Source organism: Ilyomonas limi, assembly GCF_005233845.1.
Classification (GTDB): domain Bacteria; phylum Bacteroidota; class Bacteroidia; order Chitinophagales; family Chitinophagaceae; genus Ilyomonas; species Ilyomonas limi.
In genome coordinates this window covers 768,108-783,699 of sequence record NZ_SZQL01000001.1, presented here as the reverse complement: position 1 = coordinate 783,699, position 15,592 = coordinate 768,108, and the positions used below count along the sequence as shown (strand labels likewise).

The following is a 15,592-nucleotide window of genomic DNA, read 5'->3' as shown; positions in this document are numbered from 1 at the left end:
AGTTGGAGCAAGGTTAAAAACAACTGAATGTCAGAACTGAAATTACCAAGATTATTGGCAGCCGCTAAAGAGTTTAACATAGGACAAGATACCCTTGTTGATTTTTTGGCGGGCAAAGGTTTTAACCGCGATGAGCTAAAGCCAACGGCAAAGCTGAGCGAGGGCATGTACCGCGCTCTACAGCAGGAGTTTCAAAGTGATAAAGCAATTAAGAACAAAGCCGATCTTATTGAAATTCCTAAAGCCCAGGGTGAGCGTAAGCGCAGGGAAGACGAAGAAATTAATTTTAAAAGAGAAGAAAGAAAAGCAGCTTCAGTGCCTGCGGCTCCTCCTGTAGTTAAGGAAGAGCCCAAACCTGCGCCTGCACCGGCACCTGAGGTAGCAGTAAAGGTGGAAGAGCCCGAACCGCAGCCCGAGCCGGTACCCGAAATACCGCAACCGGCAGCAGCAACACCGGAAGTACAGGAAAACCGGCAGGAAGCACCTGTGGCTACTCCTGAGCAGGAACCTGCACCATCTGCAGATGCACCACCTGCCCCAACTGCTCCGCAGCCGGTAGAAGAGCCGGAACCTGCTGTCATTCGGTTGGAAGCACCGGAATTAGAAGGTCCTAAAGTGGTAGATAAAATTGATTTATCTGCTATAGATTCATCTACACGTCCCAGAAAAACAATCCCCAAAACAGAAGTGCAGCAGCCTGTTACAAGCGTTCAGCCCAGCAATGTACCGGAAAGTACTGTTGAGCCGGAGCCTCCTGTTGTTACGGCACCAGAAATACCGGAAGAAGATTTACAGCCCATGGAAACAGCAGAGTTAGAAACTGCACCTGTAATAGAAAATATTAAAGCAGAAAAACTGGAAGGACCTAAAGTATTAGGCAAAATTACTTTGCCGGTTGACAGCGATACCCGCCCTAAAAATTTCACCCGGGACAGAGATGAAAAGCGCAAGCGCAAACGTATTCCGGTGGATAAAAAAGGAGAAGGGGCAGCAGCAACTCACGGTCAGTCCAACTTTAACCCGCAGGCACGTACCGGCGCTCCTGGTGGTGGCAATCCGCCTTTTAACAGGGGTGGCGGCAACATTAATAATCCGCGTGGACCACAGCATGGTGGTGGCAATCAAAGCGGTCGTCCTTTTGGTCAAGGGCAGGGCAACCAGGGTGGTCAGCATGGAGGAGGCGGCAATCGCTTTCAGCCACAACGTCCCGGCAGCCAGCAAGGTGGCGGCAACAGGCATCATGGTGGCGGTCACGGGCAAGGACGCAATGATCGTTTCCCTCCACGCCAGGATGATAAAGAAATTGACCAGAAGCAAATTCAGGATAAAATACGCGAAACCCAGGCTAAACTTACCGGACAAAGCGGACGTGGCAAGAGTATGAAAGCGAAGCTTCGCCGCGAACGGCGCCACGAGGCTTCCGAAGAAATGAACGTAAGTGAGGATAATAAGCTGCAGGTTACAGAGTTTGTAACGGTAAGCGAGTTAGCCAACCTGATGGATGTTAACTTTACCGAAGTCATCAGCAAGTGTATGAGTCTCGGCATTATGGTGTCTATCAATCAGCGTCTTGATGCTGAAGTAATAGAATTGGTGGCTGGTGAGTTTGGCTATGAAGTGGAATTCTTAGGTCTGGATGATATGGAGGATGAGGAAGATGGCGAAGATGTAGATGCCGAAGAAGAATTGGAACATCGCTCTCCGATTGTTACTATTATGGGGCATGTGGACCATGGTAAAACTTCGTTACTCGACTACATCCGCAGTGCCAATGTAGTAGCTGGCGAGGCAGGTGGTATTACACAGCATATTGGCGCTTACGAGGTAAGTCTGGCTGGTGATAAGCGCATTACTTTCCTCGATACCCCAGGTCACGAAGCGTTTACAGCCATGCGTGCCCGCGGTGCAAAGGTTACCGATATTGCAGTAATTGTGGTAGCTGCCGATGACGCCGTGATGCCCCAAACCAAAGAGGCTATCAGCCATGCGCAGGCAGCCGGTGTACCCATGATTTTTGCCGTAAATAAAATAGATAAGGAAGGGGCTAACCCACAAAAGATATACGAGCAGCTATCGCAAATGAATATTTTAGTAGAAGAATGGGGTGGAAAATACCAAAGCCAGGAACTATCTGCCAAAAAGGGTATTAATGTAGATGCGTTGCTGGAGAAAATATTGCTGGAAGCCGAAATTTTAGACCTGAAAGCCAATCCCGACCGGGAAGCATCAGGAAGTGTTATTGAAGCCTCGCTGGATAAAGGACGTGGCTATGTAGCCACCGTGCTGGTGCAAAATGGTACACTTAAAGTTGGAGACCTCATGGTTTCGGGTCAATACTATGGGCGTATAAAAGCAATGTTCAACGAACGCAATCAGCGCGTGAATATAGCACCACCTTCTACGCCGGTGCAGATTTTAGGCTTAAACGGCGCTCCGCAGGCTGGTGAAAAATTTAAAGTGTATGCAGATGAAGGAGAAGCTAAAGATGTGGCTACCAAGCGTGCGCAGATAAGCCGGGAACAAGGCTTACGCGCCAGGAAGCACATTACGCTGGATGAAATTGGACGCCGTTTGGCATTAGGTAACTTTAAAGAACTGAATATCATTATTAAAGGTGATGTGGATGGCTCGGTAGAAGCATTGAGCGACTCGTTGCAGAAGCTTTCTACACCCGAAATTGCGGTAAATGTAGTACACAAAGCGGTAGGTCAAATCTCAGAAAGTGATGTATTGCTGGCAACCGCTTCCGATGCAATTCTGATAGGTTTCAACGTTCGCCCAAGCACACAAGCCAGCAGACTGGCAGATCACGAAGGCGTACAAATAAAGATGTACTCCATCATTTACAATGCAATAGAAGAAGTGAAGAGCGCAATGGAAGGCTTGCTTGAACCTAAGATACAGGAGAAAGAAGTGGCTACTGTTGAGATACGTGAAGTGTATAAGTTTGATAAAGCTACGGTAGCTGGCTGTTATGTTACTGACGGTAAAATACGCCGCGATAGCAAAATACGCCTGTTCCGCGACGGTATATTAATATACCCCAGAACAGAAGGCGGTTTTGCCGAATTAGGTAGTTTGAAGCGTTTTAAGGATGACGTGAAAGATGTGGCAGCAGGTTATGAGTGCGGTTTGACTGTTAAAAACTTCTCAGACATCAATGTTGGAGATACCATTGTAGCCTTTGAAGAAGAAGAGATAAAACGTACATTGTAATCATTTGTAAAATAAGTAGTATAAATAACAAAAGCCCTCACTATGAGGGCTTTTGTTATTTACAGTGCTGCCTTTGCTAGTCTATAGGGCCATCGGAAATCCTCTACTTATTCATTTATACTTCCGTCTGATGTGAGGCTGCTGCATAAATCTTTCAACTTGCCTCATTGCCGTGTGACTATCACTCCGGTGGTAAGGGACGTACCCAAGTAGCATAATTCAGCCTATACAGATTTATTTATAAAAGTTAAGTATATATTATAGCGCCTATTCCTACTCCCTGTTATTCAAAAATTCCATTTTTTGAAATGATCTTCCCATTCCGATACTACATTCAACTATGCTTATTATATATATCATTATAAATCAATAATTTAATTAATTGGCATTGGTATTGCCTATTGTATAGCGATATTGGATTCCGGGCGCGTATTTCTATACACGCCCTTTTTATTTTAATATATAGATCCTTCTACTTATAAATAGCGGCTACTTATATCCATTTTCGGATAGGCTGTTCAGCTTAAATTTTCTGACACACCGCGGTATAGCTGTAGGATATACAGATAATCTGCCTGTAAAGAAGAATAATTTGGAGAAGTAAAATATTAGCAAGAAATAAATGAAGGCCGAAAAGAAATTTACAATTCTTCTCTCCTCTTTTGACGTCGGCGATCCCTGTGCTTTAAAATGGGCACTTTGCTCTCCGTACCTTTGATAATACGATTAATGTTTTTCTGATGTGTTAAAATAACCATCAGGGCTACGGCTACCGAAAAAATACGGTATAGTTGCACATCATCATTAAAAATAAATAGAATAAACACTGCGAAGGCAACACTGGATAAAATAGAACTAAGCGACACAAAACGGGTAAGATATAATACTATCAGAAATACGCCCACACATGAGGCTGCAACGATAGGCTGAATGGCTAGAATCATTCCGAACAAGGTAGCCACGCCTTTGCCACCTTTAAAATTAGCCCAGATTGGAAAAATATGCCCAAGTACAGCCGCCAATCCAAGCCCAATCATCATATTGGTTCTGTCCACCTCATGGCTCAGTACTGTGTAATAAGGCAGTGTAATGTATAAAGAAGTTGCAATCACGCCTTTGAGCATATCTACAATCATTACGATCGTGCCCCATTTAGAACCGAGCACACGATAAGTATTGGTAGCACCGGCATTGCCGCTACCATAATCACGTATATCAATCCCAAAGAAATGTTTACTTATCCATACGGCAGTTGGGATAGAACCAATCATATACGCAAGAATAATTAATAGTGCTTCTGGCATTAGCTTTTCAGTTGGAGAGTAACAAATATAAAGAAATTCACCCTTTCGATTGATTATTAATGTTTCCTCTAAGGAAATTTTAACGGGTAAACAGCATTGCAATCCACTGCTGCCGGTGCATTGTGCGTTTATGGGTTACCTGTAATGAGCTTATTTCCGCCAATATATCCGGCTCATCCTCAGCCAGTAAGCCGCTTATTAGCAAGCAACCACCCGTGGCTAAACAATCGTTCAGCCGTTGTATATTTTGCAGGATAATATTCTTATTAATGTTTGCTAATATTACATCATACGTCTCACCTGTTGCTACCTTATCTGCTTGTTGCAGGCTAATGGCGCCACAATTATTGCGTGCTATATTTTCTTTTGCATTTTCAATACTCCATTCATCTACATCTATCGCCCATATGTGCGCAGCACCTAATTTTTCACTTACAATAGCCAATATACCAGTACCCGTACCAAAATCCAGCACTTGCTTGTTGGCAAAATCAATCTGTTGCATTTGCTCTATCATCATCCAGGTAGTAGCATGGTGGCCAGTGCCAAAGCTCATTTTGGGGGTAATAACAATTTCATGTGCCACTTTACCAGCAAACGGCGGATGAAAATGTGCGCGGATGCCTACGAAATCATGTACTGAAACCGGCTCAAATTGTTCTTCCCATACTGCATTCCAGTTTTGCGATGGCACAATATGTATATGGTAGCTAAGCCGATACGGACTTGTAATTTCAGCAAAAGCCGCCGTATCAAAATCTCTTTCGCTTATATAAGCCTTCAGCTTCTCCTCTCTTTCTTCAAAACCCTCAAAACCACAATTGTTAAGCAGCGCAATTAAAATATTTGATTGCGCTGCATTGATATCATTAAAAATAACTTCTATATAATTTGGTGTATTCATTATATGTGTGTTGTTGAAAGGCTAAGGTGCGAAGATGCACCAAGAATGCTGGTGAACCATGCTCCTATCTCTGCCTGGCAGCCAAATAAAATAAAAAACCCTGATGCTTGCATCAGGGTTTTAATAAATTTATACATTAAAATTATTGCGGCTGATTATCGGATGACCTGCTTTCCTGGCGTGGTTTATTAAAATCCGGCTTTGGAGTCAATGCCTTGCGGCTCAGCTTGAATTTGCCGGTCTTGTGATCTATACCAATCAGTTTTACTTTTATCTTATCGCCTTCTTTCAGCACGCCTTCCAGATTTTCCAGGCGCTTCCACGATACTTCACTGATATGCAGCAAGCCCTCTTTTTTAGGCAGGAACTCCACAAAAGCACCGTATGGCTGGATAGATTTTACTGTTGCCTCATATACTTCATCTACCTGCGGCACGGCTACAATACCTTTCACCCACTGCAGCGCTTTTTCGGCACCGGTTTTATCACTGCTGAAAATGCTTACTTCACCAAAATTGCCCACTTCTTCAATATTGATAGTGGTGCCGGTTTCTTTTTGTATTTCCTGTATTATTTTACCACCTGGTCCAATTACTGCACCAATAAATTCCTTATCAATAATTAGCTTCAGCATACGTGGTGCATGAGGTTTCACATCTTCGCGGTGCGCAGGAATACATTCATACATCGCATCCAAAATGTGCAGGCGGCCTATGCGGGCTTGCTCCAATGCTTCACGCATTACTTCCATGCTCAATCCATCTACCTTAATATCCATTTGCACGCCGCAAATACCTTCCCGTGTGCCGGTTACTTTAAAGTCCATGTCGCCCAGGTGATCTTCGTCACCCAAAATATCAGTAAGAATGGCATACTTGCCATCTTCGCGGGTAATCAAGCCCATTGCAACACCACTTACATGCTTGGGAATTGGCACACCGGCGTCCATCAGTGCCAATGAACCGGCACATACCGTAGCCATAGATGAGGAACCATTCGACTCTAAAATATCACTTACTACACGAACGGTATAAGCATACTCATTGCCCGGCATCATTTGCTTCAGGCTGCGCATGGCGAGGTTGCCGTGTCCTACTTCGCGCCGTCCCGGACCACGCATCATCTTGATTTCGCCGGTAGAGAAAGGCGGGAAATTGTAGTGTAAAAAGAATTTAGATTCGTGGGAAGTGGCAGCAGTTTCTATTAGTAATTCATCCAATGGCGTACCCAACGTTACGGTAGTAAGTGATTGCGTTTCGCCACGGGTGAATAATGCAGAACCATGCGGGGTAGGCAACGGATCTACTTCCATTGCCAGCGGGCGTACCTGGTCGAGTGTGCGTCCATCAAGGCGTACACGATCTTCTAAAATCATGGTGCGAACAACTTCCCATTCCAGTTCGCCAAAATATTTTTTGGCTAATTGCTTCTGCAAATCATCGGCATCTTCACCAAGAGAATCTATCAGTTCATCACGGATCTCATGAAATTTGTCGCTCCGCTCGTGTTTGCTCAGTGCGCTTTTGGCAATAGCATATACTTTATCTTTTGCAAAACTCTTTACTACATCTCTCAGTGCTTCGTTTTCTTCCGGCTTTGTATAATCACGCTTGCCGGTAATGCCTACCAGCTCTCTTAATTGCTGCTGCGCTTTTATTTGCACACGAATGGCATTATGTGCCAATTCTAATGCTTTTACCAGGTCTTCTTCGCTGCACTCCTTTGCTTCCCCTTCCACCATCATCAGGTTTTTTTCGGTGGCGGCAATGATGAAATCCATATCTGCATTCTCCATTTCCTGACGGGTAGGATTTACCTTAAACTCGCCGTCAATGCGGGCAAGGCGCACTTCGGAAATAATTTCTTTAATAGGAATATCCGATACCGCAAAAGCAGCCGATGCTGCTAAACAAGCCAGCGCATCGGGCAATATTTCTTCGTCGCTTGATACCAGTGTAATGAGCACCTGTACTTCGCATAAATAATCTTCGGGGAAAAGCGGACGCAAGGCACGGTCTACCAGCCGGCTTGTGAGCACTTCATAATCGTTTAAACGCGCTTCACGCTTAAAAAAGGAACCCGGAATACGGCCGGCAGAAGCAAATTTTTCCTGGTAGTCAACGCTTAGCGGGAAAAATGACTGACCTTCTTTGGGTTCTTTGTTAGCTACCACAGTAGCCAGTATAATATTTTTACCTTGTCTTATGGTTACGGCGCCGTCAGCCTGGCGTGCCAGTTTGCCGGTTTCGATAAACACCTCGCGGCCACCACCAAGGTCAAATGATACACTCTTTGGTTGAGTTAGCATAATTTATAAATAAATAGAAATTGAATTTGCACAGCACCTCACAAGGTGGGAAAAAGAGGTTGCAGCGTACAAATTCAAGGTTAACAAAAATAATTGCGGGCAAACACTTATCGTATAAAAAAGTATTCCCAACTGTTGTACAACTCCAGTTGGGAATAAATGATTTATAGCATAGATGCTTATTTACGAAGACCTAACTTTTCAATTAATGCACGGTAACCCTGCAGGTTGTGCTTTTGCATATAAGCCAGCAGGCGTTTGCGCTTACCTACCATCTGCATTAAACCGCGGTTGGTAGAGAAGTCTTTTTTATTTGCTTGTAAGTGCTTGGAAATGCTGCTGATACGCTCTGTAAGTATCGCAATCTGGGCTTCTATAGAACCCGTATTCTGGGCGGTTCCGCCGTACGTTTCAAAAATATTTGATCTCTGTTCAGTAGTTAAATAAGGCATCTCAATACTTTTTTAAATTGCATCCAAAATTTTACATCTAATATTCGGGCGGCAAAAGTAATATAAAAGTTGCTGAATCCGGAAAATATTTATTAAAAATTAACCGCTACAAACAATCTTATTGTTTTGCTAACGAATCGACTGATGGTTTTGTGAATAAAGAAAATGCCAGTTGGCTGTTGTACAACAGTTGCTCTTTATTTTGATAACCGGCAGTTTTTCGAATTACTGTCCCCTGCGGGTCAAGATACAAAAAAGTTGGAAAGCCCAACAGCCGGTAACTGTTTCTGATAGCAATGCCATCTCCTCTTTCTGCATCAATTCTTAAATTGATAAAGTGTTCATTATGATACTCACCAACTGCTTTCATAGAAAAAATATGTGCATCCATTTGCTTGCAATAGGAACACCAGGTCGTATATACATCAATAAAAATCATTTTGTTTTCTTCCCTTGCTTTTCCTAGAGCCTGCTGCCACGAAAGCGGCTCAAAATGAATTTGGCTGTAAGAGCTATTTGCTGATAAAAAGAGGATAGGCAAAAGGACGAATAGTGTTTTCATACCCGGGCAATATACATTGTAAAAAATAAAAGTAATAAAACCACTCTATTTTTAACCACTGCAAATATCGTAGCATACAAAAAGAAGCTGCCATTTGGGGCAGCTTCTTTTAAGCTGATGGTATTTGTGTTGCCACCATCATTCATAGTTATATTGCTTTGCTAAAACTGCCCGGCGATAGTGAATAAATGGATAACAGCCTTCATCTTTTATTTTTAGATAATTAATGTCCTAACCCGCCGCTGCTTTGCGCTCTGTTGCTTTCTTCTTCAAGTCCGGTTTTATATTGGCGTGCTGCTTTCAATTTTTGGTTACCAAAACGGTAAGTGAAGTTTATTTTAAACTGACGGCTATCGTACCTGCCGGCTGCTGCAATATCTTGTCCGGAAAAATTGCTGGTAGCACGCCACTTCATCGTTTTAAATACATCACTCACAGTAGCTTTAATGGCTCCTTTGCCCTTCCATATTTGCTTTTGCACACCGGCATCGGCACTCCACATCGAAGCTGTTTTTAAAGTGCCCTGCCAGATAGCAGGCGATGTATAAAATCCGCTTATCTCTGCCGCCCAGCCTTTACCAAAACGGTAACTGCTTTGTGCATAAATATGCACTGCCCATACATCCAGGTTGATGTTACGATCTGCACCAAAATCTGCTTTGTACGCCGAGTAGTAAGTATTTACATTGGTAAACAGGCTGAAGTTTTTGTACTGGAAGGGATAGCTGATATTGAGGCTTGTAATATTCTGGCTGGCAATATTGCTATTTACCAAATAGCCTTTAACACCTTGTGCAGTATCTACCAATTGGCCAAATACATCTTTTACATGGCTATAGCTCAATGTTGTATTTAGTTTATACCTGAATGTATGTGTAAGACTGATGGTATTGGTATATTGCGGACGTAGATCAACGCTGCCTTTGTGATAAGTATATTCGTTGATGCGGTATTCAAAGGGATTTAAATCCTGATACACTGGCCTGTCAATTCTGCGACTATAAGATAATGCAAACTGGTTTTGCGATTTAGGAGCAATGGTAATGCTTACACTTGGAAAGAAATCAAGATAATCTTTTTTGAATGTGAATGTTTCTGCAGTGTAATCACTACCCATTTTCTTAAAACCTTTCAGGCTTCCCTCCACATTGGTTTGTTCTGCCCTGATGCCGCCCTGGATGGCAATACCTTTCAGTTCCCTTGCATAATTGATATAAGCTGCGTTCACGTTCTCTTTATAACCAAAAAAATTGCTTCTGTCTTTATCCAATTCCCATTCATTACCCGCTTCGTTGTATTGGTTGAAATCATTATTGGTTTTTACGTATCCAAACTTGCCACCCAATGCTAATTTACCCTTTGCAAAACGCTGTTCATAATCAGCCTTTACAGAATAAATATCAATACGGGCTGGAGAAACGATCAGGTAGTTGTGCTGATATAATGTATGCTTGCCTGTTGCATCAAAAAACAAATTGGGTTGCACCTGATCCTGCTTGTTGTTGTAATAACCGTAATCGGCATTTACAACCAGGGTTCTACCCGATGTATCTTTATAGCTATAGTTGATATTGGAATTGATGTTGGTGTTTCTTTGCTTTGTGAAATTTCCGGCAACCAATATTTTATCAATAGCACCGGTAGGATAATAGGATATAGGCGTAATATTCAGATTGGTAACTTCAGGTGCAGCAATGTTTCCGTTAACCATGACACCTATATTACTTTTCGCACTAACTGTATAATCTGCGCCTGTTTTGAATGTGTGGTTGTTCTTATTCATCCAGATCCTGCTTTGCTGGTCAAATGCGGTATCCTTTACTACACGGTGCAGCTCGAAATCACTTTGCAGCTTACCATGGTTGCCGCTGTAAGTGCCATAAGCATTTACCCGTTTGTTTCTGTAGTTGATTGAAAAACCATCTTCCCATCTTATGTTCTTGCTGGCGCTGATGCCTGCATTCACGCTTCCGTTAAAACCCATTGTTTTGTTCTTCTTCAAGCGAATGTTGATGATACCCGCACTACCCGATGCTTCATACATTACACCGGGATTATTAATAATTTCAATAGCTTCAATCTGAGCAGAGGGAATAGATTTCAGATAGCTGCTCAGGTCCTGGCCATTCAGCGGAGTAGGTTTATTGTCAATATACACCTGAACACCATTCTTGCCGTTTATACTAAGCTTTTCATCCTTGTCAACATTAACGCCAGGTGATTTTTTAAGGAGTTCCAGCGCATCGCTGCCGGTGGCGTTAATAGTTCCTTCTATATTCAAAATTGTTCTGTCCCCTTTCACATCAACCATCTTTTTTCTCGCCGTTACTGTTACGGTTTGCAGACCGGTTTTTAATTTGCTTAATACAAAAGGGGGCAATATTATAGGTTCGCCAACAAAGGAAAATTTTTCAGAGTAAAAAGTTTGATGACCTACATAGTTTATGCTGATGAGTAAACTATCATTGGAAACATCGTAAAAACTAAAGTTACCTTCTTGGGATAGCGCCAGCTTGATGACGGTGCTATCTTTCGATTTTAATAAAGAAACAGTTGCATCGCTAACGGCATTGCCTTGCTCATCTTTTACAAAGCCTTTGATTTGCTGTGCTTCTAATGCTGCCACGCTTAATGCTTGTAAAGCAATGGCAAGTAAAACTTTTTTCATTTGTAAGTCTTTTGTTGTTTATGAATTTTTGTTGTTTAGTTTTTACTGGAATTGTTTTAGCATAATACTTCCCCTGGCGATGTTTTAAACATCACTTTAGAAGCCTGTTGCTATAATTTTTTGGATCAGGACGCTATAGAAAGAATGGTGTTATCGGTACATACCTCACCGGCATTGGAACAACAACATTCAGGCATTCTCTTTTTGATAAAGGGACTACTGCAGTTCCAGCACGAAGCCGGTGTTTCGTAGGATGGTTGAATGCCCATAGATGCTAAAAGAGTACAGTGCGTTTCTGCAAAACCAGTAGCTTCAATGTAAATGCTACCATTGGCTTTTGTGTAGAGCGTACCAACATAGCTAAAACCTGCCTTTATGATACCTCTTAAAGAAGACTTATTTTCAGGTGCATGAATAATCCAAAACCTGTTGGCTTTGTGGCGCTCATACCGAATGATAAATTGCAACAATGCAGGATAGATACCCAGTCCGCGATAAGCTTCCAGCGTTCTGAAATTCCACAGGTACCTGTTTCGTTCGGGCAGAATTAACTCGTGATTCAGCTCTCCTATTTTTGCTTTTCCACTTGCCATCCAACCAAAAGCAGCAGGCTGATTGTTGATGTATGCAACAAAGGCCAAATGATCGTTTGCCAGCCGCTTTATTATTTCGTCAACGGTTGTGGATGCCATTAAAGAGAGTAACATCACATCTGTACATACTTCCACTCTTAACCCTTCAGGTGTTTTGATGGAAGGCAATTGATTTGTTTCTGAAATGGTATAAAGTGACATGACTAAAATTTATTGATTTGAATTTTTGAAAGTTTTGTAAAAGTGGGAGAAGCCTGTCTTCTCCCACTTTCTGTTAAGCACAGCAAGTGCAACCACAAGTGCAGCCATTGCCTGGGCAGCTATCGCCACAGTTGCAGATAGAAGTTTCGCTTGTTGCATCTGCGCATCCGCAGTGTTTGATTGTTGTTTCCATTGTTTAAATGTTTAAGTGATTAATAAATTGATGATGCAAAACTACCCTCTTAGTAAGGGCTTATTGTTATAGTTTAAAGGAAGAGATTTATATAATTCATGAATACAGTGAGGGTACCAGCAATCACTTTAGTCGTTCAATAGATGCAGAATAAAAATGCGTTTGGTGCACCTGTTTCTTTTTTATTGAATACTGATATGGGTCAAGATAAAATTCAATGAATGGTAGATCCGGTGTATAATAAAATCTGCCCCTAATCTTTAGAGACTGTATTATTTCTATATACTTTTTTGCATAAAGCAAGTGGTCGCTGCCTGCCTTCAGATGATGATGGATAAAATGGTTGGTAAATCCTAAGTGGCTGATGATCGTTCCCCAATGATCGGGTTGAAACTTATAATCCATCCAGCTGCTCCGGACTAAATTTTCAGAAGATACAATATCCCGGTCAATACCGTAAACATTATATCCCTTTTTCTGTAGATAGTTCACCAAATTGTGTTCTTTACCACAGCCAACATCAAGTATAGGTTCTTGTAGATTGGTTATAGAAATACCTAACGTGTTTAATTGGGTTAATGCACTGTATTCGGCACATACAACGGTATTTTCAATAACTGGCTGTGTAGTAGGATAATAGGTCAGCGTTTCAGGGTGTTGTGCAATCAGCCATTTTTGTAATCGCAGGTAGTGTGTTTTTGCTAAATTATCAAAGTCAGGTTCACCATCACTTTCGATTTTGATATCAAGTAGCAATTGCTTGTAGATGCTTTTCAGTTGCTTTTCTGCCTGTTGGTCGAATTGGTAGTATTGATTTATCTGGTATAAAGTCGAAAGCGTTACTTGTGTAGTATAAAGCAGCAATTCCTCTTCTTCTTCTGAAGAGAATAAATTGTTTACAATTCTCTTAATCAATTCCTGTGTCGTACCAGCAAAATGAAAGCCGTTCTCATGCCTTGAAGAAACCAGGTTAAGTTGCCTGTTGCTATCTATCTGAAGTTTTATTAAATCCTGCCAAGCCATAGAAATTAACACTACTTGTTCAAAATTAATGAGAACCTGTTTATATTCAATTTCTAAAAGTCAAAACCTGCTACCAACAGTAGCAGGTTTTGACTTTTACAAGTATCAATTCATTGCAGCAGCAGCTATGTTCATTTTCATCATTTCTTTTTTAAAAAATGCTCTGGCCGCTTCTTCCACTTCTTTTGGCACAGCAGAAAAATCAGAAATATTTATGGGCGGTTCCGGATAATACTCTATTATCAATTGTACCATCTTTGCATAGGCTTCTCCTGCAACTGCTTTTGTCAGATACAATGCCATGTCAATTCCGGCACTTACACCGGCAGCAGTAATAATTTTTCCATGTTGAATGTATCTTTCAGCAACAGGATTGGCTCCAAATTTTGAAAGCATGTCCAATAAACCCCAGTGAGTGGTAGCGGCTTTCCCTTTCAAAAGCCCGGCAGCAGCCAGTAGAACAGCTCCCGAACACACACTTATTGTCCATTGGGTGGTTGCATCAATTCGCTGAACATGGTGTAATGTTTCAGCATCTTTAACCACATTTAAAAACGCTGTAGTCGAGCCAGGAATCATTAAAATGTCAGCATTTTCTATTTCTTCAAGTGTATGGGTGGCTACCATTTTCATACTTGAATATTCACTTTCAATAATGCCCTTTTGTTTTGCCACAAACTTTACAACTGCATTGGGCAAGCGGCTTAGTACCTCATATGGTCCAACCACATCTAATGCCGTAAAGCCTTTATAAAGAAGAATGACGATATCCATTTGTTTATTTTGTTTTATGGTGAGGAAATTGTTTAAGCTGGCAACTATGCACAGGCTTTTGCTTAGGTGCAGCAGGACTGTTTGGGTCAACTACTTCAAAATGGGCCATCATACCCGCTGCATGATGTTCTAAAATGTGGCAATGATACATCCACCTTCCTGGGCGGTTATCTGGCATCCACGCTATTTTAATTGTACTTTTGGGCTTTAGATTATACGTATCTTTCCATGCTTTGTAAGCCGGCACTTTGCCGTTTTCTTCCAATACCTGAAAGAAAAAGCCATGCAGGTGAAACGGATGATCCATCATACTTGTGTTTGACACTTCCCAAACCTGTAAATCGCCTACCATTACCGGTTCATCATTGCAATGCATTTCATCATTTACCAGAAAATCAATGCCGCGCTTTAAACTCGGTGCAACAGACATTTTTACTTGCCGGTTTGCTATGGCATCTTGCGGCGCTAAAGACTCAATCCAATTTAACTGTTCGGGTATAAAGGCTTTCGAAGGCTTCTCCGCAGTAACATGTATGGTTGCATATTGTTGCTTCTTTGCCTTTAAAAAAGTAGTGCGATTATAAGGCAACGTTTCAATATTAATAATTGTTCCTTCTTCAAAAGGGCCTACTACAATATCAAACCGTTCTCCCGGTGTAATCAACAGCTCTGTTTCTGTTCTCGCCTTTTCCAATAGTCCGCCATCTGTTGCAATCATCCTAAAAGGTTTACCGCCCAAACTGAGTAAGAAATACCTTGCGCTGGCTGCATTTACAAAGCGCCATCTTTCTACTTGGCCGGCATTCATATGCAAGATGGCAGCTTCTTTACCATTCAGCAAGCAGGTACTTCCTTCACGTCCATCATGTCTTTCTATCCAGCGGCCAATTGCACCATGTTTCTTAAACGCATTCTCATTCGTCAGTTTCATATCATCAATCATAAAAAGCCTGTCATTATCTACTATGGGATCGTTATCTGCTGCCACCACAATTCCACCATACATGCCACGCTCCATTTGCACCGTTTCGTTTTGATGGGAATGATACCAGAAAGTTCCTGCATCCGGCACTTCAAAACGGTATTCAAAATGCTCTCCCGGCTGAATAGGTTGTTGCACTTCACCTGTTCCATCCATCGTAGCCGGAAGCCTGATGCCATGCCAGTGAATGAGCGTTGGTTCGGGCAGATTATTCACTACTTTCACTACCAAAGTATCACCTTGTTTTGCCTTCAGCAAAGGACCTGGAACCTGATTATTGAAGCCCCATGCAGCAATGGTTTTCCCGGGCTTTATTTCCCAGTTAAATTCGCTGGCTTCAAGCGTGTACTCAACAATGTTGTTTTGTGGTTTCATGTTACTTGTTTTAGTTTTGAAAGGAATAAATAATTTT

Annotated in this window: 11 protein-coding genes; 1 reads left to right on the top strand and 10 read right to left on the bottom strand. The window is 42.0% G+C overall.

Annotated features, from left to right (window positions below; genetic code table 11):
- The first annotated feature begins 27 nt into the window (after positions 1-27).
- Positions 28-3,216: a translation initiation factor IF-2 gene (gene infB / locus FC093_RS03070; protein WP_137260248.1), complete on the top strand. Its 3,189-nt coding sequence runs from the start codon at positions 28-30 to the stop codon at positions 3,214-3,216.
- 641 nt (positions 3,217-3,857) lie between these two features.
- Here infB and plsY read toward each other — a convergent pair.
- From plsY to FC093_RS03020, 10 genes are all read right to left on the bottom strand, one after another.
- Positions 3,858-4,520: a glycerol-3-phosphate 1-O-acyltransferase PlsY gene (gene plsY / locus FC093_RS03065; protein WP_137260247.1), complete on the bottom strand. Its 663-nt coding sequence runs from the start codon at positions 4,518-4,520 to the stop codon at positions 3,858-3,860.
- Positions 4,521-4,599: 79 nt separating this feature from the next.
- Complete coding sequence (gene prmA, locus FC093_RS03060; RefSeq protein WP_137260246.1) at positions 4,600-5,424, bottom strand: 50S ribosomal protein L11 methyltransferase; 825 nt, start codon at positions 5,422-5,424, stop codon at positions 4,600-4,602.
- Positions 5,425-5,566: 142 nt separating this feature from the next.
- Positions 5,567-7,732: a polyribonucleotide nucleotidyltransferase gene (pnp, locus tag FC093_RS03055; protein ID WP_170970976.1), complete on the bottom strand. Its 2,166-nt coding sequence runs from the start codon at positions 7,730-7,732 to the stop codon at positions 5,567-5,569.
- A gap of 179 nt (positions 7,733-7,911) precedes the next feature.
- Positions 7,912-8,184: a 30S ribosomal protein S15 gene (gene rpsO / locus FC093_RS03050; protein ID WP_137260244.1), complete on the bottom strand. Its 273-nt coding sequence runs from the start codon at positions 8,182-8,184 to the stop codon at positions 7,912-7,914.
- Positions 8,185-8,302: 118 nt separating this feature from the next.
- Positions 8,303-8,746, bottom strand: coding sequence for a thioredoxin family protein (locus tag FC093_RS03045; protein ID WP_137260243.1), 444 nt, complete (start codon positions 8,744-8,746; stop codon positions 8,303-8,305).
- A gap of 223 nt (positions 8,747-8,969) precedes the next feature.
- Complete coding sequence (locus FC093_RS03040; RefSeq protein ID WP_137260242.1) at positions 8,970-11,414, bottom strand: TonB-dependent receptor; 2,445 nt, start codon at positions 11,412-11,414, stop codon at positions 8,970-8,972.
- A 125-nt stretch (positions 11,415-11,539) separates the two neighbouring features.
- Positions 11,540-12,208, bottom strand: coding sequence for a GNAT family N-acetyltransferase (locus FC093_RS03035; RefSeq protein ID WP_137260241.1), 669 nt, complete (start codon positions 12,206-12,208; stop codon positions 11,540-11,542).
- A gap of 316 nt (positions 12,209-12,524) precedes the next feature.
- Entirely contained in the window at positions 12,525-13,424 is a 900-nt protein-coding gene (locus FC093_RS03030; RefSeq protein WP_137260240.1) for a methyltransferase domain-containing protein, read from the bottom strand.
- 105 nt (positions 13,425-13,529) lie between these two features.
- Positions 13,530-14,198, bottom strand: coding sequence for a DJ-1/PfpI family protein (locus FC093_RS03025; RefSeq protein ID WP_137260239.1), 669 nt, complete (start codon positions 14,196-14,198; stop codon positions 13,530-13,532).
- Positions 14,199-14,202: 4 nt separating this feature from the next.
- Positions 14,203-15,555 carry a multicopper oxidase family protein gene (locus FC093_RS03020; protein ID WP_137260238.1) on the bottom strand — a complete coding sequence of 451 codons (1,353 nt, stop codon included), beginning with the start codon at positions 15,553-15,555 and terminating at the stop codon, positions 14,203-14,205.
- Between the last annotated feature and the right edge of the window lie 37 nt (positions 15,556-15,592).

What these genes read in the sequence shown, in the direction of transcription:
- infB (WP_137260248.1), top strand. Translation starts at nt 28, where the DNA reads ATGTCAGAACTGAAATTACCAAGATTATTGGCAGCCGCTAAAGAGTTT.
- plsY (WP_137260247.1), bottom strand. Translation starts at nt 4,520, where the DNA reads ATGCCAGAAGCACTATTAATTATTCTTGCGTATATGATTGGTTCTATC.
- prmA (WP_137260246.1), bottom strand. Translation starts at nt 5,424, where the DNA reads ATGAATACACCAAATTATATAGAAGTTATTTTTAATGATATCAATGCA.
- pnp (WP_170970976.1), bottom strand. Translation starts at nt 7,732, where the DNA reads ATGCTAACTCAACCAAAGAGTGTATCATTTGACCTTGGTGGTGGCCGC.
- rpsO (WP_137260244.1), bottom strand. Translation starts at nt 8,184, where the DNA reads ATGCCTTATTTAACTACTGAACAGAGATCAAATATTTTTGAAACGTAC.
- FC093_RS03045 (WP_137260243.1), bottom strand. Translation starts at nt 8,746, where the DNA reads ATGAAAACACTATTCGTCCTTTTGCCTATCCTCTTTTTATCAGCAAAT.
- FC093_RS03040 (WP_137260242.1), bottom strand. Translation starts at nt 11,414, where the DNA reads ATGAAAAAAGTTTTACTTGCCATTGCTTTACAAGCATTAAGCGTGGCA.
- FC093_RS03035 (WP_137260241.1), bottom strand. Translation starts at nt 12,208, where the DNA reads ATGTCACTTTATACCATTTCAGAAACAAATCAATTGCCTTCCATCAAA.
- FC093_RS03030 (WP_137260240.1), bottom strand. Translation starts at nt 13,424, where the DNA reads ATGGCTTGGCAGGATTTAATAAAACTTCAGATAGATAGCAACAGGCAA.
- FC093_RS03025 (WP_137260239.1), bottom strand. Translation starts at nt 14,198, where the DNA reads ATGGATATCGTCATTCTTCTTTATAAAGGCTTTACGGCATTAGATGTG.
- FC093_RS03020 (WP_137260238.1), bottom strand. Translation starts at nt 15,555, where the DNA reads ATGAAACCACAAAACAACATTGTTGAGTACACGCTTGAAGCCAGCGAA.